Here is an 18,894-nt window from a genome sequence, read left to right as displayed (position 1 = left end):
GTGGTGCGCGGGCGCGCGAAACCCCGTATTTTCGCAAACTGGTGGCCCGGGTGCCCGGTGGGCCGCATCGGGCCCGCAAAACCGGGCTTCAGGCGGCCTGCCGCTGGCTTTTCAGGAAGGCCAGAACCTGCGGTTCTTCGGTGAAGGCCACGTTGAAACGGAACCAGGGGCTGGGCTGCAGGTCGGGCGCGAACAGGTGGCCCGGCCCGAGCAGGATGTCCTGCTCCGCCGCCTTGTAGGCCAGCTCGGTGGCGTTCTGAATGTAGGGATGGCGCGCCCACAAGAACATGCCGGCCTTGGGCTCGCAGAAAAGCTCGAAACCCACGTTCTCCAACTGCTGGGCCACGCGTTGGTGGGCCTGCGCCAGGCGCTCGCGCAGGCTGCGCAGGTGTTTGCGCCAGCGCCCGTCCACCAGCGCGCCATAGGCCAGACGCTCGCTGAATTCCGAAGACGTCAGGCCCGAAATCATCTTGAGCTGCGCAAAGTCTTCCAGCAGATCGGGCGGCGCGGCCAGAAAGCCGACGCGGATGTTGGGCGAGATGGTCTTGGAAAAGCTGCTGATGTAGACCACGCGCTGCAACTGGTCCAGGCTGGCCAGCGAAGGCCGGGGCTCGGGATCGAGATCGGCGTAGATGTCGTTTTCCACCACGGTGAAATGGTGCTGCTCGGCCAACTGCACCACGCGGTGCAGGTGCGCCAGATTGGCCACCGAGCCGGTGGGGCTTTGCAGCCGCGGCTGGGTGAAGAACACTTTGGGCTGGTGTTCCAGCACCAGGGCTTCGAGCGCGGCCAGGTCGTAGCCGGCCGGCGTGCGTGGCACACCGATCAGCCTGGCGCCCAGGAAGCGCAGTGAAAACAGCAGGTTGGGGTAACCGGGGTCGTCCACCAGCACCGCGTCGCCCGGGCGCACCAGACGGCGCGCCACCAGGTCCATGGCCTGGCTGGAGCCTTGCGTGAGCAGCACCTGGTCGGCGCTGACGGCGATTTCCTGTTCGGCCAGCAGGTCGCGCACCAGTTGACGCAACGGCGCAAAGCCCTTGGGTTCGCCGTAACCGCCCAGGTCCACGTTCTCGCCTGCCAAGGTGCGCAAGCTGCGGCGCAGGCCTTCTTCAAACAGCCAACTGCCCGGCAACCAGCCGCAGCCTGGTTTCATGCGCAACGCGCGGGCTTCGAACACCCGGCGCAGGTACCACATGGAGTCGAAGTTGTAGTTCGCCGTTTCGGCAGGCACGGTACCGGGGGCCTGCGGTGCCACACCTTCGCGTTTGCGCACGAAAAACCCCGAGTGCGGGCGCGATACGAAATAGCCCAGTGCGACCAGGCGGTCGTAGGCATCGACCACGGTGTAGACGCTGACGCCGTGGGCGTGGGCGAACTGGCGGATGGAGGGTGCCTTGGAGCCCGGGCGCAGGTTGCCGCTCTGGATCAGGTCGCGAAACCCCTCGACGATCTGCACCACAAGCGGGCTGGTGCTTTTGGGGTTCAAGGTAAACATGGGCGGCTATCAGGGTAATGCTGTACAGGTCTGTGGGGCTGCACAGTGCATCGCTGTGCAGGCACTGTCTGTATATGTTAGCCGTGGCCCAAGCGCCCTACAGTCCGCCCCAGTCTGAAATCTCTTCTTGATCGGAGCCCACTGCATGCAACGCGAATCCCAAGCCACCAACGCCATGCTCATGGCCCGCCGCCAGGCCGCCATCCCGCGCGGCGTGGGCCACAGTCACCAGATCTTCATTGCCAAGGGCGAAAACGCCGAGATCTGGGACGTGGAAGGTCGCCGCTACATTGACTTCGCCGGCGGCATCGCCGTGCTCAACACCGGCCACCGCAACCCGGCCGTGATCGAGGCCGTGAAGGCCCAACTCGACCAGTACACCCACACCTGCTTCCAGGTGCTGGCCTATGAACCCTACGTGGAACTGGCCGAGCGCCTGAACGCCAAGGCCCCGGGCGGCTTCGCCAAGAAAACCCTGTTCCTGACCACCGGCGCCGAAGCGGTGGAAAACGCCATCAAGATCGCGCGCGCCCACACCGGCCGTTCGGGCGTGATCGCATTCACCGGCGGCTACCACGGCCGCACCCTGCTGACCCTGGGCCTGACCGGCAAGGTCGCGCCCTACAAGACCGGCTTCGGCCCCTTCCCCGGCGAAATCTTCCACGCCCGCTTCCCGAACGCGCTGCACGGCGTGAGCGTTCAAGACGCGATCGACTCGGTCGAGCAGATCTTCAAGAACGACATCGAAGCGCGCCGCGTGGCGGCCATCATCATCGAGCCGGTGCAAGGTGAAGGCGGCTTCAACGTCGCGCCACCCGAGCTGATGCAGCGCCTGCGTGCGCTGTGCGACCAGCACGGCATCCTGCTGATCTGCGACGAGGTGCAGACCGGCGCCGGGCGCACCGGCACCTGGTTCGCCTGCGAACAGAGCGGCATCGCACCCGACCTGATCACCCTGGCCAAGTCCATGGCTGGCGGCTTCCCCATCTCGGCCGTGGTCGGACGCGCCGAGGTGATGGACGCACCCGCCGCCGGTGGCCTGGGCGGCACCTACGCGGGCAGCCCCGTGGCCTGCGCCGCCGCCCTGGCCGTGATGGACGAGTTCGAAAAACACGACCTGCTTCAGCGCAGCCGCGACGTCGGCCAGCGCATCACCGCCAGCCTGCAGACGCTGGCAAAGAAACACTCATGCATCGCCGACGTGCGCGGCCTGGGCGCCATGGTCGCCATGGAGCTGTGCAAAAACGGTGACGTGCACCAGCCCGATGCCGACCTGACGAAAGCCCTCGCTGCCGAAGCCACAAGACGCGGGCTGATCATCCTGACCTGCGGCACCTACGGCAACGTGGTGCGCATCCTGGTGCCGCTGACCGCCAGCGACGCCCTGCTCGATGAAGGCCTGGCGATCATTGCCGCCGCGCTGGAAGCCGCTCTGGCTGCATGAGCCCCCACGCTCCGCCGCTGCGCGGGTCGCTGCCCCCGGAGGGGGCTGATCCGGCTTGGGGCGGCCCGGCGCCGGATCGCATGAACCCCCACCCCTCACCGCCCACTCGCAGACGTGCTGATCGAGAACGTGCTGTTTGCGGACACAACCCGAAAGTGCCACAGTGCCACCCATGATCGCCAACCCGATGGTGCTGGACGGGCAACGCCCGGTCGCCGATCTGCCGCCCCTGCCCTCGGCGCCCACCCGGCACGATGGTTGCATGACCAGTCCTGAACCTCCTTCAGTCCACACCTCAGACCCGATCGCGCCCATGACCACCACCAGCAACGCACTCGTCACCTTCACCGGTGTGCAGAAAACCTACGATGGCCACATCCTGGTGGTCCGGGACCTGAACCTGGAGATCCGGAAGGGTGAGTTCCTCTCGCTGCTGGGCCCATCGGGCTCGGGCAAGACCACCACGCTGATGATGCTGGCGGGCTTCGAGTCGCCGACCTCGGGCGAGATCAGCCTGAACGGCGTGCCCATCACGCGCACGCCGCCGCACAAGCGCAACTTCGGCATGGTGTTCCAGAACTACGCCCTGTTCCCGCACATGACCGTGGCCGACAACATTGCCTACCCGCTCACGGTGCGCAAGCTGGGCAAGGCCGACGTCGAAGCCAAGGTGAAGCGCGCCCTCGACATGGTGCAGATGGGTCACATGGGCAGTCGCTTCCCGGGTCAGCTCTCGGGCGGCCAGCAGCAGCGCGTGGCGCTGGCCCGCGCGCTGGTGTTCGACCCGCAACTGGTGCTGATGGACGAGCCGCTCGGCGCACTCGACAAGCAGTTGCGCGAGCACATGCAGCTGGAGCTCAAGGCGTTGCACCGCCGCTTGGGCGTGACCTTTGTCTACGTGACGCACGACCAGTCGGAAGCGCTCACCATGTCCGACCGCGTGGCGGTGTTCAACGAAGGCGTGATCCAGCAGATCGACCAGGTCGACCGGCTCTACGAAACCCCATCCAACCGTTTTGTCGCCAGCTTCGTGGGCGACAACTCGGTGCTTGACGCCCAGGTGGTGCAGAACACGGGCGAACACTGCGAGGTGGCGCTCGCCGACGGCACGCGCCTGACCGGCGTCAACGTCAACCAGGCGCAAGCCGGCGAGGCCGTGCAGTGCAGCGTGCGACCGGAACGCATCGCCGTGGTCAACGGCGTTGGCCCCACCCACAACCGCTTGGGCGCGGCCATCGGCGACGTGATCTATTTCGGCGACCACCTGCGCCTGCGCTGCCAGGTCAGCGGTCAGCCCGAGATCAGCGTCAAGGTGCCCCTGCAACACCTCGGCCACATGGCGGCGGGTCAGACCATCGGTCTGCACATCCCGCCCGAACACCTGCGGATATACAGATGACCCCCTGCGCCGCGAGACACGCGCTCCGGTGCGCTACCGATTTCCCCTTCCCCGTTCCTCAACCCCTGGAGTTCAATCCGATGAAACTGAAACCCGTTTTTCTGGCCGCGGCCATGATGATCGCCCTGCCGGTGATGGCCCAGAGCCAGCTCACCGTCGTCAACTTCGGTGGCGCCAACGGTGCCGCCCAGAAAAAGGCCTACTTCGAGGCCTATGAAAAAGCCGGCGGCGGCAAGATCACCGCGGTGGAATACAACGGCGAACAAGCCAAGATCAAGGCCATGGTCGAAGCCAAGAAGGTGACCTGGGACGTGGTCGAAGTCGAAAGCCCGGACCTGAGCCGTGGCTGTGACGAAGGCCTGTTCGAGAAGATGGACTGGGCCAAGATCGGCAACAAGGCCGACTTCCAGAAGGCCGCCGTGCACGAGTGCGGTGTCGGTACCTTCGTGTGGTCCACCGTGATGGCCTTTGATGGCGACAAGCTCAAGACCGCGCCCACCACCTGGGCAGATTTCTGGGACGTGAAGAAATTCCCCGGCAAGCGCGGCATGCGCAAGGGCGCCCGCTACAACCTCGAATTCGCCCTGATGGCCGACGGTGTCAAGACCGCCGACGTCTACAAGGTGCTGGCCACCAAGGAAGGTGCCGAGCGCGCGTTCCAGAAGCTGACCGAGCTCAAGCCCAACATCCAGTGGTGGGAAGCCGGCGCGCAGCCGCCCCAGTTCCTGGTGGCCGGTGACGTGGCCATGACCACCGCCTACAACGGCCGCATCGACGCCGCCCAGCGCGAAGGCAAGAACCTCAAGATCACCTGGACCGGTGGCATCTACGACCTGGACTACTGGGTCATGCCCAAGGGCACGCCCAACAAGGACGCTGCTCTGAAGTTCATCGCCATGGCCAGCTCGCCCGATGCCCAGGCCGACTACGCCAAAAACATCAGCTACGGCCCGACCAACAACAAGGCCCTGACCCAGCTCGACGCCAAGGTGCTGGGCATGCTGCCCACCTCGCCCGCCAACAGCAAGGACGCACTGCAGTTCAGCGTCGGCTTCTGGGCCGACCAGGGTGAAGCCCTGGAGAAGCGCTTCTCCGCCTGGGCAGCGAAGTGATGATGGCCGGTGGAACCCTCGATCTGGTCGCCCAGTTGAGCCGTGCCGAGCGGCGGCGCAAGACGCGCGCGTTCGCGTTGACGCTGCCCCTGCTGGCATTCCTGCTGGTGTTCTTCCTGGTTCCACTGGCGTCTTTGCTGGTGCGGGCGGTTGAGAACCCCGAAGTGGCCGATGCGCTGCCCCGCACGGGGCAGGCGCTCGGTGACTGGGACCGCAACAGCCCGCCCCCCACTGCGGCCTACGCCGCTTTGCTGGCCGACCTGTCGGCCATACAGGAAACCGCGCAAGCCGGCGTGCTGGCGCGGCGCCTCAACAGCGAAGTGGCCGGCGGCCGTTCGTTGGTCATGGGCACCTACCGCGCCCTGCCCCTGGGCGAGAACCTGGGCCCCGACGAAGCCAGAGCCAGGCTGATCGAATTTGATGCGCGCTGGGAAGAACTGCCCTACTGGCAAGCCATCGCGAAAAACAGCTCACGCTGGACGCTCGACTACCTGCTGACCGCGGTCGACCTCAAACGCACACCGCAAGGCGACATCGTCAAGGTGGGCGAAGGCGAAGCTGCCTTCAGCGACATCCTCGGCCGCACCTTCCAGATGAGCGCGGTCGTCACCTTTTTCTGCCTGCTGTTGGCCTATCCGCTGGCCTACTGGCTCTCGACGCTCCCCGAGCGCAAGGCCAACGTGATGCTGATCCTGGTGCTGCTGCCGTTCTGGACCTCGGTGCTGGTGCGCATCGCCGCCTGGATCGTGCTGCTGCAGAACAACGGCCTGGTCAACCGCTTCTTCATGTGGCTGGGTGTCACCGACACGCCCATCCCGCTGCTGTTCAACCGCGTGGGCGTGATCATCGCGATGGTCCACATCCTGCTGCCTTTTGCCATCCTGCCGCTGTACAGCGTCATGAAGTCGGTGCCACAGAACTACCTGCGCGCCGCCATCTCGCTGGGCAGCACGCCGTTCTCGGGTTTCGTGCGCGTGTACCTGCCGCAGACCTACCCCGGCGTGGCCGCGGGCGGCCTGCTGGTCTTCATCACCAGCATCGGCTACTACGTGACGCCTGCCCTGCTTGGCGGCCCGAGCGACCAGATGCTGAGCTACTACGTGGCGCAGTACACCAACGTGGAAGTGAACTGGGGCATGGCCTGCGCGCTCGGCGGCGTGCTGCTGACCACCACGCTGATCCTCTACGCGATCTATCGCAAGGTCTCCAAAGCCGAGCTCAGTCTGGGTTGATCAGAAAGCGCACATGTTCAAACTCCCCGACTTCCCCGCCTACTACACCCTGCTCGACAAACTCGGCTGGTTTGCCCTGCGCTTGGGCGGCGTGGCCGTGCTGGCCTTTCTGCTGCTGCCGGTGGTGGTGATCATTCCTCTGTCGTTCAGCGACTCCTCGTTCCTCGCATACCCCATCGAAGGCTGGTCGCTGAAGTGGTACCGCGAGATGTTTGCGTCCGACGACTGGGCGCGTGCCGCGAAGAACAGCTTCATCGTCGCGCCGCTGGCCACGCTGCTGGCGACGACGCTCGGCACGCTGGCGGCCATGGGCCTGGCCCATACGAGGTTCTTCGGCAAGGGCTTCATCACCGGTGTGCTGATCGCGCCGATGGTGGTGCCCATCGTGGTGGTGGGGGTCAGCACCTACCTGTATTTCGCCAGATGGGGCCTGAACGACACCTACCTCGGCCTGATCTTGGTGCACGCGGCGCTCGGCGCGCCATTCGTGGTGACCACCGTGCTGGCCACGTTGCAGAGCTTCAACCAGAACCTGGTGAAAGCCAGCCTGAGCCTGGGTGCGAGCCCGCTGGAAACCTTCTTCCGCGTCACGCTGCCCGTCATCGCACCGGGCGTGATCTCGGGCGCCCTGTTCGCGTTCGCCACCTCGTTCGACGAGGTCGTTGTCACGCTGTTCCTCGCCGGCCCCGAGCAGGTCACGCTGCCGCGCCAGATGTTCACCGGCATCCGCGAGAACATCTCTCCGACCATCGCCGCTGTTGCCACGCTGCTGATCCTGTTCACGACCGCGCTGATGCTGACGCTGGAGTGGCTGCGCGGACGGCGCAAGTAGCCCGGAACACCCCATGTCCCATCCCACCCATTTCAACCAGCCGCTGGGCGGCAATGAAATGCCTCGCTTCGGTGGCCTGGCCAGCATGATGCGGCTGCCCGTGGCCACATCGGCTGCGGGCCTCCACGCCGGCTTCATCGGCGTGCCACTCGACACCGGCACCAGCCACCGGCCCGGCGCGCGTTTCGGTCCGCGCCAGATCCGCGCCGAGTCGTGCCTGATCCGCCCGTACAACATGGCCACCGGCGCCGCGCCCTTCGACGCGCTGCAGGTGGCCGACCTGGGCGACGTGGCGATCAACACCTACAACCTGCTGAAATCGGTGGACCTCATCGAGCAGCACTACCGCCCGATCATCGAGATCGGCTGCATCCCGCTCACACTCGGCGGCGACCACACCATCGCCCTGCCGATCCTGCGCGCCCTGAAGGCAAAACACGGCCCGGTGGCCATGGTCCATGTGGATGCGCACGCGGATGTGAACCCCGACATGTTCGGCGAGGCCATTGCTCACGGCACACCGTTTCGCCGCGCGGTGGAAGAAGGCCTGCTCATCGGCGACAAGGTCTGGCAGATCGGCCTGCGCGGCAGTGGCTATTCGGCCGAGGACTTCGACTGGCCGCGCCAGCAGGGCTTCACCGTGGTGCCGGCGCATGAGGTCTGGTGGCAGTCGCTCGCGCCCTTGATGGCGCAGATCCGCGAAAAGATCGGCCCGGACACGCCCACCTATCTCAGCTTCGACATCGACGGCATCGACCCGGCCTACGCCGGCGGCACCGGCACGCCCGAAATCGGCGGCCTGACCGTGCCGCAGGCACTGGAGATCGTGCGTGGCTGCCGCGGGTTGAACCTGGTGGGCTGCGATCTGGTCGAGGTCTCTCCCGCCTACGACACCAGCGGCAACACCGCCCTGCTGGGCGCCAACCTGCTGTTTGAAATGCTCTGCGTGCTGCCCGGCGTGGCCTACCGCTGAATCCCCGTTGTCACAAGGAAGACCCCATGAGCCGCCCCCAGGCCGTCCCCACCGTGCAGATTTCCAACGAACGCGTTATCGTCACCGAGTGGCGTTTCGCGCCGGGCGCGGAGACGGGCTGGCACCGCCACGCACACGACTATGTGGTCGTGCCGATGACCGGCGGCGAACTCCTGCTGGAGACGCCCGAAGGCAACCGCACGGCACCGCTGACGCTGGGCCAGTCGTACACCCGAAACGTGGGCGTGGAGCACAACGTCATCAACCCCACCGGACACGAAGTCGTGTTCGTGGAAATTGAAATGCGCTGAACACGCCCTTTTGCATCACCCCCTGACGAAGAGACATCCCATGGACATGAAGACTTCCCCCCTGGCCCTGCTGAAGGACCCGACCCTGCTCAAGACCGACGGCCTGATCAACGGCCAGTGGGTGGCCGGCAGCAGCCGTTTCGACGTGCTGGACCCCGCCACCGGCCACAAGCTGGCCGATGTGGCCAACCTCGGCCCGAAAGACGCCGAGGCGGCAATAGCCGCGGCCAACGCCGCCTGGCCTGCCTGGAAGACCAAGACGGCCAAAGAGCGCAGCACCATCCTGCGCAAATGGTTCGATCTGCTCATGGCCAACCAGGAAGACCTGGGGCGCATCCTCACCGCCGAGCAAGGCAAACCCTTTGCCGAAGCCAAGGGCGAGATCGCCTACGGCGCGAGCTTCGTGGAGTGGTTCGCCGAAGAGGCCAAACGCGTCAACGGCGAGACCTTGCCCCAGTTCGACAACAACCGCCGCCTGATCGTGCTCAAGCAGCCCATCGGCGTGTGCGCGGCCATCACGCCGTGGAACTTCCCGCTCGCCATGATCACGCGCAAGGTGGCACCGGCCCTGGCCGCTGGCTGCCCGGTGATCATCAAACCCGCTGAGCTCACGCCGCTGACCGCGCTGGCCGCGGCCGAGCTGGCCATCCGCGCAGGCATCCCGGCCGGAGTGCTCAACATGGTCTGCGCCGACGCCGACAACAGCATCGCTGTGGGCAAAGTGCTGTGTGCCAGCGACGTGGTGCGCCACATCAGCTTCACAGGCTCCACCGAAGTCGGTCGCATCCTCATGGCGCAGTGCGCGCCCACGGTCAAGAAAATGTCACTCGAACTCGGCGGCAACGCGCCCTTCATCGTGTTCGACGATGCCGACATCGACAGCGCGGTGGAAGGCGCCTTCGCCAGCAAGTACCGCAACGCCGGCCAGACCTGCGTGTGCTCCAACCGCATCTACGTGCAGGCCGGCGTGTACGACAGCTTCGTGGAGAAGTTCGCCGCCAAGGTGAAGACCACCAAGGTCGGCAATGGATTCGACGAAGGCGTGGGCCAGGGTCCGCTGATCGAGGAAGCGGCGCTGGTGAAGGTGCAGCGGCACGTGGACGACGCAGTGGCCAAGGGCGCGCGCGTGATGACCGGCGGCAAGCGCTTGACAAACATCGGCAGTGGTCAGTTCTTCGAGCCCACCGTGGTGGCAGACGCGACCGCCGACATGCTCTGCGCCAGAGAAGAAACTTTCGGCCCGTTCGCCCCGGTGTTCAAGTTCAACACCGAGCAGGAAGCCATAGCCGCCGCCAACAACACCGAGTTTGGTCTCGCCAGCTACTTCTACAGCCGCGACGTGGGCCGCATCTTCCGCGTGGGCGAAGCACTCGAATACGGCATGGTCGGCATCAATGTCGGAATTCTTGCCACCGAGCACGTGCCTTTTGGTGGCGTGAAGCAGTCGGGCCTGGGCCGGGAAGGCTCGCACCACGGCATGGACGACTACGTGGAGATCAAGTACCTCTGCGTGGGCGACATCCTCAAGTAAACTTGCGCCCTCTGCGGGTGTAGTTCAATGGCAGAACGGCAGCTTCCCAAGCTTCATACGAGGGTTCGATTCCCTTCACCCGCTCCAGATTGAGTGGCCAAAAGAACAAACCCCTCGCAGCTCACGCTGGGAGGGGTTCAGATTCAGAGTCAGCCCTGAATCAGTCGATCACAAGCTTCGCAAGACGGATCGGGATCAAGGACGGAACGCTTCAAGCGACCTTCCTGAAACGGCGGGCAGCACCAAGACCAGCCAGCGCCACACCAATCAAAGCAAGAACACCCGGTTCTGGCACTTCGCCAGGAACGTTGACCGCGTTGGTCAGGGCCAGCTCCTCACCGCCAGCGTCCAGACCCAACATGTACAGCTTGAAGTACAAGACGTCCGATGGCAGGTAATCTGTCAGGTCGAAGGACGGCGCATAGGCAAAGAAATCGGGCTTGCCGCTTCCCACATTGTTGTCCACGGTCATCGAGCAGAAGCCAGCCACGCAACCCGCACTGGTGTTGCTGGCATCAAACCACTCGACCACCACCTCGGCCTGTGCAGTCACCAACGAGGCCGCGTCGTATTCGCTGTTGACGATGTTGTCAAACGCCAGGGTCTCGATCGTGAGCCCATCGCGCCGGACTTCCAACAAGCCATTCAGGCTTAAATCCGTACCGGACGTGTTGTTGAGGTCGAAGCTGAACACAGGCGTGAACAGAGTGCCCCCCAAAAACGCCTGAAGATCAGCCACGGTCACATCTACAAGGTAGGGCCACTCACCCAGGTACTGATTGTCATTCGTGCCGGTCTGATCCCCGTCGAGTGATGTCGCCTGGTTATCCCCAGTCCCCCCGGTTGCGTCGGGAAACGTCCCATTGTTCGAGTTGTTGAACGAGAACAGCTTGACGATCTGGCCCGAACCGAACGAAGGCAGATTGCTCCAGTCACTCAGGCCGGCGTAGCCGAAACTGTTGGTGAGTTGCTGCAGGGCATTCACGGAATACGAAATGAAGTCGTCGTGAGAACTCGCGACATAGATCTTCACGCCAGGAGAAGGCTCGTAACAAAGAAGATTTGACAAGGAGCCACCATATCCACAATTCGTCACGGTGGGCAGCGTCAGCGCTTGAACGCTCGACGTCGCGACGAACGCAGAAACCAGGGAGGCGGTGCGCAGAATTTGAAGGAGTTTGTTGTTCATGGGGTGCCTCATACAAGGATGGTTGACATCAGAAAATCTCCCCCTGACATCTTTGATTCAAATAAGCAATCTTTGAGCCCAATCAAAAACCCGAAGAAATTCAAAGGGTTCGCCGCTTGGCAGTGCTGCAGGGTCCTTCCTGTGGAAAAAATCCCGACACTCACAAGCAACATCGGAGACAGCTCTGCGTGGAGCGTTTCAAGCACCGACTGGAGGTCAGCGGGCGATCAAGGCCCCACGCCGAACAGCGCCAGCACCCCCAGCACCGCAAAAATGCCCGCCGCCACCCGGTGCACCAGCGCGATGGGCACCTTGCGCGTGATCGCATCGCCAAAGAACACCACCGGCGCGTTGGCCAGCATCATGCCGAAGGTGGTGCCTAACACCACCGCGATCAGAGGTTGGTACTGCGCGCCGAGCGCCACGGTGGCGATCTGGGTCTTGTCGCCCATCTCGGCCAGGAAGAATGCCCAGACGGTGACGAAAAACACGCCCATCCGCCGTTTGGGCAGGGCGTTCTCGTCGTCGAGCTTGTCGGGGATGAGCATCCACAGCGCCATGGCGATGAACGAAACGCCCAGCACCCAGCGCATCACGCTCGGCCCCGCAGCGGCCATGATCCAGGCCCCCGCCAGGCCAGCCAGTGCATGGTTGAGCAAGGTGGCCACCAGGATGCCCCAGACGATGGGCCAGGGGCGCTTGAAGCGCGCGGCCAGCACAAGGGCGAGCAGTTGCGTCTTGTCGCCCATTTCAGCGAGGGCGACGATGCCGGTGGATATGAGGAAAGCTTCCAAGACAGTGCTCCGAGGGCCGGCAGAAACCAAAAGACCACACGGCATCCCCGGCCCATCCGGAGGCAGTGTGGTCAAAGGTCTTGCCAGGCTGGAGGCTGTCGGCGCCATGGCCTTGAGGGCCAAGTGTGTTGACGCAGACCTCTGCAAGGTGCAGAGCGGCTACTCCCCAATGACGGGTGCAGCCGGGAGTATAGCCATCAGATCAGCGTGGGCCCGGTCTTGGACTGGATGAACTCGCGCGTCACGCCGGGGGCGAGCTCCACCAGTTTCAGGCCCTGAGGGGTCACGTCCATCACGCCGAGGTCGGTGATGATGCGGTTGACCACGCCCACGCCGGTGAGCGGCAGGGAACATTGGTCGAGAATCTTCAGGTCTTCGGTGCCGTCTTTTTTCCTGGCCACGTGCTCCATCAAGATGATGACGCGCTTGACGCCCGCCACCAGGTCCATGGCGCCGCCCATGCCCTTGACCATCTTGCCGGGGATCATCCAGTTGGCGAGATCGCCCTTCGCGCTCACCTGCATCGCACCCAGGATGCTCAAGTTGATCTTGCCGCCACGGATCATGGCGAAGCTGTCGTGGCTGCCGAAGATGCTGGAGCCTGCGATGGTGGTCACGGTCTGCTTGCCGGCGTTGATGAGGTCGGCATCCACCTCGTCTTCGGTTGGGAAGGGGCCGATGCCCAGCATGCCGTTCTCGCTCTGCAGCCACACCTCTTTGTCGGCGGGCACAAAGTTGGCCACCAGCGTGGGAATGCCGATGCCCAGGTTCACGTAAAAACCGTCTTCGAGTTCGTGGGCTGCGCGCGCAGCCATCTGGTCTTGGTTCCAGGGCATATCAGACTCCCGCCTTTTCGGTGATGGTTCGTTTCTCGATGCGCTTCTCGGGCGTGGCATTGAGCACCAGGCGGTGCACGTAGATACCCGGCAGGTGGACATGGTCGGGCTCGATGGCGCCCTTCTCCACGATCTCCTCGACCTCGACCACACAGATCTTGCCGGCCATGGCCACGGCGGGGTTGAAGTTGCGCGCGGTGAAGCGGAACTGCAGGTTTCCCGAGGTGTCGGCGCGCCAAGCTTTCACCAGAGAGACGTCGGGCACCAGCGAGCGTTCCATCACGTAGGTTTCACCATCGAACTCACGCAGTTCCTTGCCTTCGGCCACGATGGTGCCCACGCCGGTCTTGGTGAAGAACGCGGGGATGCCCGCGCCGCCGGCACGCAGCTTCTCTGCCAGCGTGCCCTGGGGCGTGAACTCCAGTTGCAATTCACCGGCGAGGTACTGGCGCTCGAACTCCTTGTTCTCGCCCACATAGCTGGAGATCATCTTGGTGATCTGGCGCGTTTCCAGCAGCTTGCCCAGGCCGAAGCCGTCCACACCCGCGTTGTTCGAGATCACGGTGAGGTTCTTCTTGCCGCTGTCGCGCAGGGCGTCGATGAGGGCCTCGGGAATGCCGCAGAGGCCGAAGCCGCCCACGGCGAACAGCTGGCCGTCGGCCACGATGTCTTTGAGCGCGTCGGCTGCGCTCGGGTGGATCTTGTTCACGTTGCTGTCTCCTGGGTTGAAGCAAGGAAGCCGGTACGATACTACGTAACAGCATACGTAGTAATTCGTAAAGTAAAACCCTCATCTGCATGGACATCGACTACCGCCTGGCCTTCGACTTGGCCCCCGTGGGTCTCGCGCTGTCGCGCCAGCGCACCATGGTCGACTGCAACCAGGCCCTGTGCGAGATGTTCGGCGCCACGCGCGAGCAGCTCGTGGGCCAGAGCTTCCAGATCCTCTACCCCAGCGCCGACGAATACGAACGCCTCGGCGCACGCATGGCGCCCTTGCTGGGCAAAGGCGGCACCTATGCGGACGACCGCATCATGAAACGCGTGGGAGGTCGGCTGCAGGACGAAACCTTCTGGTGTCATGTGACCGGGCGTGCACTGAACCGCGAGACGCCGCACGCGGCCGGCATCTGGAGCTTTGAAGACTTGAGCTCACGCCGCATGGTGAAAGCCGACCTCACGCCCCGCGAGCGCGAGGTGGCGGCCCACCTCATGAGCGGCCTGACCAGCAAGGAAATCGGCAAGGCCCTGGCGATCAGCCACCGCACGGTGGAGATTTATCGGGCGCGGCTCATGCGCAAGTACGGGGCGCACAGCACGCCGGACCTGGTGCATCGATTGCTGACGGGCTGAACAACTTCCCCGTTCGGGCTGAGCTTGTCGAAGCCTCTGCGCCAACGTCCGAGGATGCCCTTCGACAGACTCAGGGTGAACGGTGTTGTGCTGTTGGCGACCAGTGTGTCTACTGCGGCACGAAGCCGCTGTCCTGGATGATCTTCGCCCACACCTTGCCGTAAGCCTGTTCCCGCGCGCCGAGCTGTTCACCAGTCATGAAGCCCACGCTGAGGCCCATGGCGGTGAGCTTCTCGCGCACATCGGGCTGGGCAACGGCTTTCTGCACCGCCTGGGCGATGCGGTCCAGCGTGGCCTTGGGCGTGCCGGCCGGGGCAAACAGACCGTAGTACGGCACATCCTCAAAACCCTTGAGACCCAGCTCGGCAAACGTGGGCACCTCGGGCATCGCCGCCTGGCGCTGCGAGCCCATGACGGCGACCACGCGCAGCTTGCCGGCCTTGTGGTTTTCAATGAAGTCGGGAATGGAGGCCACGCCGGCCGGGATCTGGTTGCCCAGCATGTCGGCCATCATGGGCGCGCTGCCGCGGTAAGGCGCGGCCACCAGGTCCAGCCCATTCTGCTTGGCGATCACCTGCACCAGAAACTGCGGCACTGAGGCCGGTGCGGGAATGCCCACCGTGCCTTTGCCGCCGGCGGCCTTCACACCGTCCACATACGCCTTGAAGCTGGTGGCGGGCGTGCCGCTGCTCACCGCAAACGCGTTGACGAAGGTGGCGAAGCCGGCCACCGGCACGAAGTCCTTGGCCGGCTCGTAACCCGGTGCTTTCATCACCATCGGCAGGATGGTGATGCTGTGGTCGTGACTCAGAAAAAGGGTGTTGCCGTCGGCCGCCGAGGCCTTGAGGGTTTGCGCCGCAATCTGCCCGCCCGCACCGGGTTTGTTGTCCACCAACACCGCGTGGCCCAGCTCTTCCTTGAGCCGCTCACCGAGGATGCGCGCAATCGCGTCGGTGCCGCCGCCCGGAGGAAAACCCACCAGGATGCGGGTGGTGGACTGCGCCTGCGCCAGGCCGAAGGTGCAGATCACACCAGCGGCCAGCAGCGCGCGACGAACCAGGGATGGGCTGGGAAATGACATGACGAAACTCCGTGATGGATGAAAAACCCGATCGTAGCGCCAGCCTTCAGGCCCTCAGGCCTTGTTCTCGCCGTCGACCACGCTGGCCGCCGTGCGGAAAGCTTCCACCGCGGTGGGCACGCCGCAGTAGATGCTCGCGTGCAGCAGCACCTCCTGCAGCTCTTCGGGTGTGACGCCGTTGTTGAGCGCGCCACGCACATGACCTTTGAGCTCGTGCTGCTTGCCCATCGCAATGAGCATGGCCACGGTGATGAGACTGCGGGTTTTCAGATCGAGCCCCGGACGCTGCCAGACATCGCCCCAGGCATTGCGCGTGATGTACTGCTGAATGGGCTCGGTGAAGGGCGTGGCGTTGCCGAAAGCGTGCGCCACAAAGTCCTCGCCCATCACGCGCTTGCGGGTGGCGAGACCTTTGTCAAAGTCTTTGTCGGTGGCGGGTGGGTTCATACCGGGGCTCCAAGGCAAAAACCGCCAGCATAGTCGCTACATTCGATGAACCCACCCGAAGGAGACTCCATGAACCGCTACCCCGCACCCGACATCAACGATCTGCCCGAGGACATCAAGGCCAAAGTGCTGGAGGTGCAGGAAAAGGCCGGCTTCGTGCCCAACGTGTTCCTGGCGCTGGCGCGCCGTCCGGCCGAGTGGCGCGCGTTCTTCGCGTACCACGACGCGCTCATGCTCAAGGAAGAAGGCTCGCTGACCAAGGGCGACCGCGAGATGATCGTGACCACCACCAGCGCTGCCAACCATTGCCTCTACTGCGTGGTGGCCCACGGTGCCATCCTGCGCATCTACGAGAAAAAGCCGCTGGTGGCCGACCAGGTGGCGGTGAACCACCACAAGGCCGACATCTCCCCGCGTCAGAAAGCCATGCTCGATTTCGCGATGAAAGTCTGCCTGAACTCACACGAGGTCAACGACGACGACTTCGCACCGCTGCACGCACACGGCTTCTCCGACGAAGACATCTGGGACATCGCGGCCATCACCGCGTTCTTCGGCCTGTCCAACCGCATGGCCAGCTTCAGCAACATGCAGCCGAACCCGGAGTTCTATCTGATGGGTCGCGTGCCCAAAACCAAGGCGGCCTGAGCTCAGTGTTGCAGCCGGACCCGCAAATGGTCCGGGATCGGCGCCGATTTCTGTTGCGGAAAGTTCACCCACACCGTCGTCGCACCGCCCGAGGCGTACAGCGTGTCCGGATCGTCGGACCGCGTGAGCGTGCACCAGCTCTCGAAACTGCTGCGCCCGGTGTCGCTCACGAACATCGTGGCGATCACATCGCCGGGAAACTCCAGCTGCTTGTGGAAGGTGCAGAACGCGTTGACGATGACAGGGCCTTCACCCTGCGGGTCGGGCTGGCAGCCGATGCTGCGCATCCACTCGATGCGAATCGTCTCGAGATAGCGGAAGTAGGTGGTGTTGTTGACGTGGCCCATCGCATCCATGTCGCCCCAGCGGATCGGGATGGTCATGCGGAACACTTCTTTTTTCTGCTCGGGCAGTTCGAACTTCATCTGTGGGCCTTGATGGACGCGAGGATGCCCAGAACGAAGAGCGCACAGGCTGCCCACTGCAACGCAGCAGGCCAGGCGCCATCCCAGGCGAAGCTGTAGACGAGACCAAACACGGTCTCGCTGACGATGAGCTGGCCCGCCAGGCTCGGGCTCAGGCGGCGGCTGGCCATGTTCCAGAGCACCGAAGCGATCCACGCAGAACCAATGCCGGTGACCGCGCAGACGATCAGGAAGGTGCCGAAGCCGGGGCGTGCCATCAGTGTGTCCAGATCGGAGCCGGCCACGGCCCAGATGCCCAGCGCTCCCAGGCCTGCCGCCACGCCCAGCCAGTTGGCCCACACGGTGGAATTCACCTCGGGATGCCGGCCCAGCCAGCGCGCGTTCAAGAGTCCGAAAGCGGTCCAGGCGGCCATGGCGAGCACAGCGTAGAAGATGCCGAGCCAGAGATTCGATCCGTCACCCGCCTCGGCTCCGTGCGCGGTCACCCGCATCATCAGCGCGAGGCCAGCCATGGTGAGCAGCAAGCCAGGCACCAGCGAACGCCAGCGCAGCCCCTTGGGCTTGCCGATCAACATGATCCACAGGGGAATGGTGCCGATGATCAGCACCGGCAGCGCCGCCCCCGCGGCCTGGATGGCCAGCACCAGCAGCAAGTAATAGCCGGTATAGCCCAGCAAGCTGAGCCACAGGGCAGCGCCCGTCTGGCGCCATGTGGGCAGGTGCGCGCCGCCACGCAACCCGGCCCACAACAGCAGCAACACCGACAAGATTCCGCACGCGAGAAAGCGGCCTACCGTGAGATCGATCGAACTGAACCCGGGCGTGATCAAGGGGGCCACGAAGGCCGTCCCCCAAAACGCGCCGGCGCCCAAGCCCGCCAGGATGCCGGTGACCATGCCCGGCGGCCAGCCTGAGGGCCGGCCCAGAACAGCAACGTTCATTCAGGCTCCGAAACCGTCGTCGGCGGCAATGACTGCGCCGTTGATGAAATGGCTTTCGCTCGAACACAACATCACCAGCACCGCGTCGAGGTCGGTCGGCACACCCACGCGTTTGCGCGGCAACATGCCGATGAGCTTCTGGCCCTGTTCGGTCTGCCAGTGGTGGTGGTTGATCTCGGTGTCGATGTAGCCCGGGCAGATGGCGTTGACGTTGATGCCGAACTTGCCCCACTCCACCGCCATGGCCTTGGTCATCTGCACCACGGCGGCCTTGCTCATGCAGTACACGCCGATCTGCGGCAGCACCTTCAGGCCCGCCATGGACGCGATGTTGACGATGCGCCCGCCCACGTAGGTGCCTGGCGCGGCGCCCTTGGCGCGGGCCAGCATGCGCTTGCCCACCTCCTGAGCCACGAAAAACGCGCCCTTGGTGTTGGTGTTAAAGATGAAGTCGTAGTCTTCCTCGTTGACGTCCTGCAGGCGCTGCGTGGTGCTCACGCCCGAGTTGTTGACAAGGATGTCGATCGCGCCCACCTCGGTTTCGGCGTGGGCCACCGCGGCCTTGATGGAAGCCTGGTCGGTCACGTCCATGGCCACCACGTGGGCGTCGCCGCCCGCGGCCTCGATGTGCGCACGCAAGGCCATCAGGCGGTCGGTGCGGCGGCTGGCCAGCACCACGGCCGCGCCGGCCTTGGCCAGTGTCTTGGCAAACTGTTCGCCCAGGCCGCCCGATGCGCCGGTGATCAAGGCCACTCGGCCCGACAAGTCCATGCTGTATGCCACGATGCAAGCTCCCAGGTGATGAAAAGTACGACCGTTCGATTCTGTGCGGGTGCCGCATAAAATGCTGC

General features: G+C 64.4%; 20 protein-coding genes, 1 tRNA gene and 1 riboswitch. Of the genes, 11 read left to right on the top strand and 10 right to left on the bottom strand.

Annotated features, from left to right (window positions below; translation table 11 throughout):
* Nucleotides 1-88: 88 nt before the first annotated feature.
* A complete protein-coding gene (locus IV113_RS12890) occupies nucleotides 89-1,495 on the bottom strand; it encodes a PLP-dependent aminotransferase family protein (protein WP_291085495.1) in 1,407 nt (468 codons plus the stop codon).
* 145 nt (nucleotides 1,496-1,640) lie between these two features.
* Between IV113_RS12890 and gabT the strand changes: the two genes are divergently transcribed.
* The 9 genes from gabT (at nucleotide 1,641) to IV113_RS12845 (ending at nucleotide 10,416) form a co-directional block, all read left to right on the top strand.
* Nucleotides 1,641-2,939 carry a 4-aminobutyrate--2-oxoglutarate transaminase gene (gabT, locus tag IV113_RS12885; RefSeq protein ID WP_291085492.1) on the top strand — a complete coding sequence of 433 codons (1,299 nt, stop codon included), beginning with the start codon at nucleotides 1,641-1,643 and terminating at the stop codon, nucleotides 2,937-2,939.
* A gap of 313 nt (nucleotides 2,940-3,252) precedes the next feature.
* Entirely contained in the window at nucleotides 3,253-4,338 is a 1,086-nt protein-coding gene (locus tag IV113_RS12880; protein ID WP_291085707.1) for an ABC transporter ATP-binding protein, read from the top strand.
* 80 nt (nucleotides 4,339-4,418) lie between these two features.
* Complete coding sequence (locus IV113_RS12875) at nucleotides 4,419-5,450, top strand: ABC transporter substrate-binding protein (protein ID WP_291085489.1); 1,032 nt, start codon at nucleotides 4,419-4,421, stop codon at nucleotides 5,448-5,450.
* A 2-nt stretch (nucleotides 5,451-5,452) separates the two neighbouring features.
* Complete coding sequence (locus IV113_RS12870) at nucleotides 5,453-6,682, top strand: ABC transporter permease (protein WP_291085486.1); 1,230 nt, start codon at nucleotides 5,453-5,455, stop codon at nucleotides 6,680-6,682.
* A gap of 13 nt (nucleotides 6,683-6,695) precedes the next feature.
* A complete protein-coding gene (locus IV113_RS12865) occupies nucleotides 6,696-7,514 on the top strand; it encodes an ABC transporter permease (protein WP_291085483.1) in 819 nt (272 codons plus the stop codon).
* Nucleotides 7,515-7,527: 13 nt separating this feature from the next.
* Nucleotides 7,528-8,487 carry an agmatinase gene (gene speB, locus IV113_RS12860; RefSeq protein WP_291085480.1) on the top strand — a complete coding sequence of 320 codons (960 nt, stop codon included), beginning with the start codon at nucleotides 7,528-7,530 and terminating at the stop codon, nucleotides 8,485-8,487.
* 26 nt (nucleotides 8,488-8,513) lie between these two features.
* The gene (locus tag IV113_RS12855) at nucleotides 8,514-8,798 is read left to right on the top strand and encodes a cupin domain-containing protein (RefSeq protein ID WP_291085477.1); all 285 of its coding nucleotides are present in this window, start codon (nucleotides 8,514-8,516) and stop codon (nucleotides 8,796-8,798) included.
* 40 nt (nucleotides 8,799-8,838) lie between these two features.
* A complete protein-coding gene (locus IV113_RS12850) occupies nucleotides 8,839-10,329 on the top strand; it encodes an NAD-dependent succinate-semialdehyde dehydrogenase (RefSeq protein WP_291085474.1) in 1,491 nt (496 codons plus the stop codon).
* A gap of 13 nt (nucleotides 10,330-10,342) precedes the next feature.
* Nucleotides 10,343-10,416: transfer RNA gene (locus IV113_RS12845), tRNA-Gly, on the top strand.
* A gap of 124 nt (nucleotides 10,417-10,540) precedes the next feature.
* Here the strand turns inward: IV113_RS12845 and IV113_RS12840 are convergent.
* The 4 genes from IV113_RS12840 to IV113_RS12825 form a co-directional block, all read right to left on the bottom strand.
* On the bottom strand, nucleotides 10,541-11,518 hold the full coding sequence (locus IV113_RS12840; protein ID WP_291085471.1) for a PEP-CTERM sorting domain-containing protein: 978 nt from the start codon (nucleotides 11,516-11,518) through the stop codon (nucleotides 10,541-10,543).
* Nucleotides 11,519-11,745: 227 nt separating this feature from the next.
* Nucleotides 11,746-12,312: a TMEM165/GDT1 family protein gene (locus IV113_RS12835; protein WP_291085468.1), complete on the bottom strand. Its 567-nt coding sequence runs from the start codon at nucleotides 12,310-12,312 to the stop codon at nucleotides 11,746-11,748.
* Between the two features lie 4 nt (nucleotides 12,313-12,316).
* A riboswitch (yybP-ykoY riboswitch) is annotated at nucleotides 12,317-12,492 on the bottom strand.
* Nucleotides 12,493-12,509: 17 nt separating this feature from the next.
* On the bottom strand, nucleotides 12,510-13,148 hold the full coding sequence (locus IV113_RS12830; RefSeq protein ID WP_291085465.1) for a 3-oxoacid CoA-transferase subunit B: 639 nt from the start codon (nucleotides 13,146-13,148) through the stop codon (nucleotides 12,510-12,512).
* Between the two features lies 1 nt (nucleotide 13,149).
* Nucleotides 13,150-13,857: a CoA transferase subunit A gene (locus IV113_RS12825; protein ID WP_056275559.1), complete on the bottom strand. Its 708-nt coding sequence runs from the start codon at nucleotides 13,855-13,857 to the stop codon at nucleotides 13,150-13,152.
* 89 nt (nucleotides 13,858-13,946) lie between these two features.
* On the opposite strand from IV113_RS12825, the gene IV113_RS12820 reads away from it, so the two are divergent.
* Nucleotides 13,947-14,501 (top strand): LuxR C-terminal-related transcriptional regulator, encoded by a 555-nt coding sequence (locus IV113_RS12820; RefSeq protein WP_291085460.1) that lies wholly within the window; start codon nucleotides 13,947-13,949, stop codon nucleotides 14,499-14,501.
* Nucleotides 14,502-14,610: 109 nt separating this feature from the next.
* On the opposite strand, the gene IV113_RS12815 is transcribed toward IV113_RS12820, so the two are convergent.
* Together IV113_RS12815 and IV113_RS12810 are read right to left on the bottom strand one after the other, a co-directional pair.
* Entirely contained in the window at nucleotides 14,611-15,582 is a 972-nt protein-coding gene (locus IV113_RS12815) for a Bug family tripartite tricarboxylate transporter substrate binding protein (protein ID WP_291085458.1), read from the bottom strand.
* Nucleotides 15,583-15,636: 54 nt separating this feature from the next.
* Nucleotides 15,637-16,029 carry a carboxymuconolactone decarboxylase family protein gene (locus tag IV113_RS12810; RefSeq protein WP_291085455.1) on the bottom strand — a complete coding sequence of 131 codons (393 nt, stop codon included), beginning with the start codon at nucleotides 16,027-16,029 and terminating at the stop codon, nucleotides 15,637-15,639.
* A gap of 69 nt (nucleotides 16,030-16,098) precedes the next feature.
* Between IV113_RS12810 and IV113_RS12805 the strand changes: the two genes are divergently transcribed.
* Complete coding sequence (locus IV113_RS12805) at nucleotides 16,099-16,677, top strand: peroxidase-related enzyme (RefSeq protein ID WP_291085453.1); 579 nt, start codon at nucleotides 16,099-16,101, stop codon at nucleotides 16,675-16,677.
* A gap of 2 nt (nucleotides 16,678-16,679) precedes the next feature.
* On the opposite strand, the gene IV113_RS12800 is transcribed toward IV113_RS12805, so the two are convergent.
* Genes IV113_RS12800 through IV113_RS12790 form a run of 3 tightly spaced genes read right to left on the bottom strand, consistent with a single transcriptional unit; the run spans nucleotide 16,680 to nucleotide 18,826 of the window.
* Nucleotides 16,680-17,102: an acyl-CoA thioesterase gene (locus IV113_RS12800; protein WP_291085451.1), complete on the bottom strand. Its 423-nt coding sequence runs from the start codon at nucleotides 17,100-17,102 to the stop codon at nucleotides 16,680-16,682.
* Entirely contained in the window at nucleotides 17,099-18,043 is a 945-nt protein-coding gene (locus IV113_RS12795; RefSeq protein ID WP_291085449.1) for a DMT family transporter, read from the bottom strand. The genes IV113_RS12800 and IV113_RS12795 overlap by 4 nt, the downstream gene beginning before the upstream one ends.
* Nucleotides 18,044-18,826 carry an SDR family oxidoreductase gene (locus IV113_RS12790; RefSeq protein ID WP_291085446.1) on the bottom strand — a complete coding sequence of 261 codons (783 nt, stop codon included), beginning with the start codon at nucleotides 18,824-18,826 and terminating at the stop codon, nucleotides 18,044-18,046. It abuts the gene before it with no gap.
* Between the last annotated feature and the right edge of the window lie 68 nt (nucleotides 18,827-18,894).

It is taken from the genome of Hydrogenophaga sp., assembly GCF_018780385.1.
Classification (GTDB): Bacteria; Pseudomonadota; Gammaproteobacteria; order Burkholderiales; family Burkholderiaceae_C; genus Hydrogenophaga.
The sequence above is the reverse complement of the archived record's forward strand: the minus strand, read 5'-3'. Positions and strand labels throughout refer to the sequence as shown.

Excerpts from the sequence above, each read along its gene's own strand:
- IV113_RS12795 (WP_291085449.1), bottom strand. The coding sequence starts at position 18,043 with ATGAACGTTGCTGTTCTGGGCCGGCCCTCAGGCTGGCCGCCGGGCATG.
- IV113_RS12815 (WP_291085458.1), bottom strand. The coding sequence starts at position 15,582 with ATGTCATTTCCCAGCCCATCCCTGGTTCGTCGCGCGCTGCTGGCCGCT.
- speB (WP_291085480.1), top strand. The coding sequence starts at position 7,528 with ATGTCCCATCCCACCCATTTCAACCAGCCGCTGGGCGGCAATGAAATG.
- IV113_RS12880 (WP_291085707.1), top strand. The coding sequence starts at position 3,253 with ATGACCACCACCAGCAACGCACTCGTCACCTTCACCGGTGTGCAGAAA.
- gabT (WP_291085492.1), top strand. The coding sequence starts at position 1,641 with ATGCAACGCGAATCCCAAGCCACCAACGCCATGCTCATGGCCCGCCGC.
- IV113_RS12830 (WP_291085465.1), bottom strand. The coding sequence starts at position 13,148 with ATGCCCTGGAACCAAGACCAGATGGCTGCGCGCGCAGCCCACGAACTC.
- IV113_RS12800 (WP_291085451.1), bottom strand. The coding sequence starts at position 17,102 with ATGAAGTTCGAACTGCCCGAGCAGAAAAAAGAAGTGTTCCGCATGACC.
- IV113_RS12810 (WP_291085455.1), bottom strand. The coding sequence starts at position 16,029 with ATGAACCCACCCGCCACCGACAAAGACTTTGACAAAGGTCTCGCCACC.
- IV113_RS12855 (WP_291085477.1), top strand. The coding sequence starts at position 8,514 with ATGAGCCGCCCCCAGGCCGTCCCCACCGTGCAGATTTCCAACGAACGC.
- IV113_RS12850 (WP_291085474.1), top strand. The coding sequence starts at position 8,839 with ATGGACATGAAGACTTCCCCCCTGGCCCTGCTGAAGGACCCGACCCTG.
- IV113_RS12865 (WP_291085483.1), top strand. The coding sequence starts at position 6,696 with ATGTTCAAACTCCCCGACTTCCCCGCCTACTACACCCTGCTCGACAAA.
- IV113_RS12870 (WP_291085486.1), top strand. The coding sequence starts at position 5,453 with ATGGCCGGTGGAACCCTCGATCTGGTCGCCCAGTTGAGCCGTGCCGAG.
- IV113_RS12875 (WP_291085489.1), top strand. The coding sequence starts at position 4,419 with ATGAAACTGAAACCCGTTTTTCTGGCCGCGGCCATGATGATCGCCCTG.
- IV113_RS12820 (WP_291085460.1), top strand. The coding sequence starts at position 13,947 with ATGGACATCGACTACCGCCTGGCCTTCGACTTGGCCCCCGTGGGTCTC.
- IV113_RS12840 (WP_291085471.1), bottom strand. The coding sequence starts at position 11,518 with ATGAACAACAAACTCCTTCAAATTCTGCGCACCGCCTCCCTGGTTTCT.
- IV113_RS12890 (WP_291085495.1), bottom strand. The coding sequence starts at position 1,495 with ATGTTTACCTTGAACCCCAAAAGCACCAGCCCGCTTGTGGTGCAGATC.
- IV113_RS12805 (WP_291085453.1), top strand. The coding sequence starts at position 16,099 with ATGAACCGCTACCCCGCACCCGACATCAACGATCTGCCCGAGGACATC.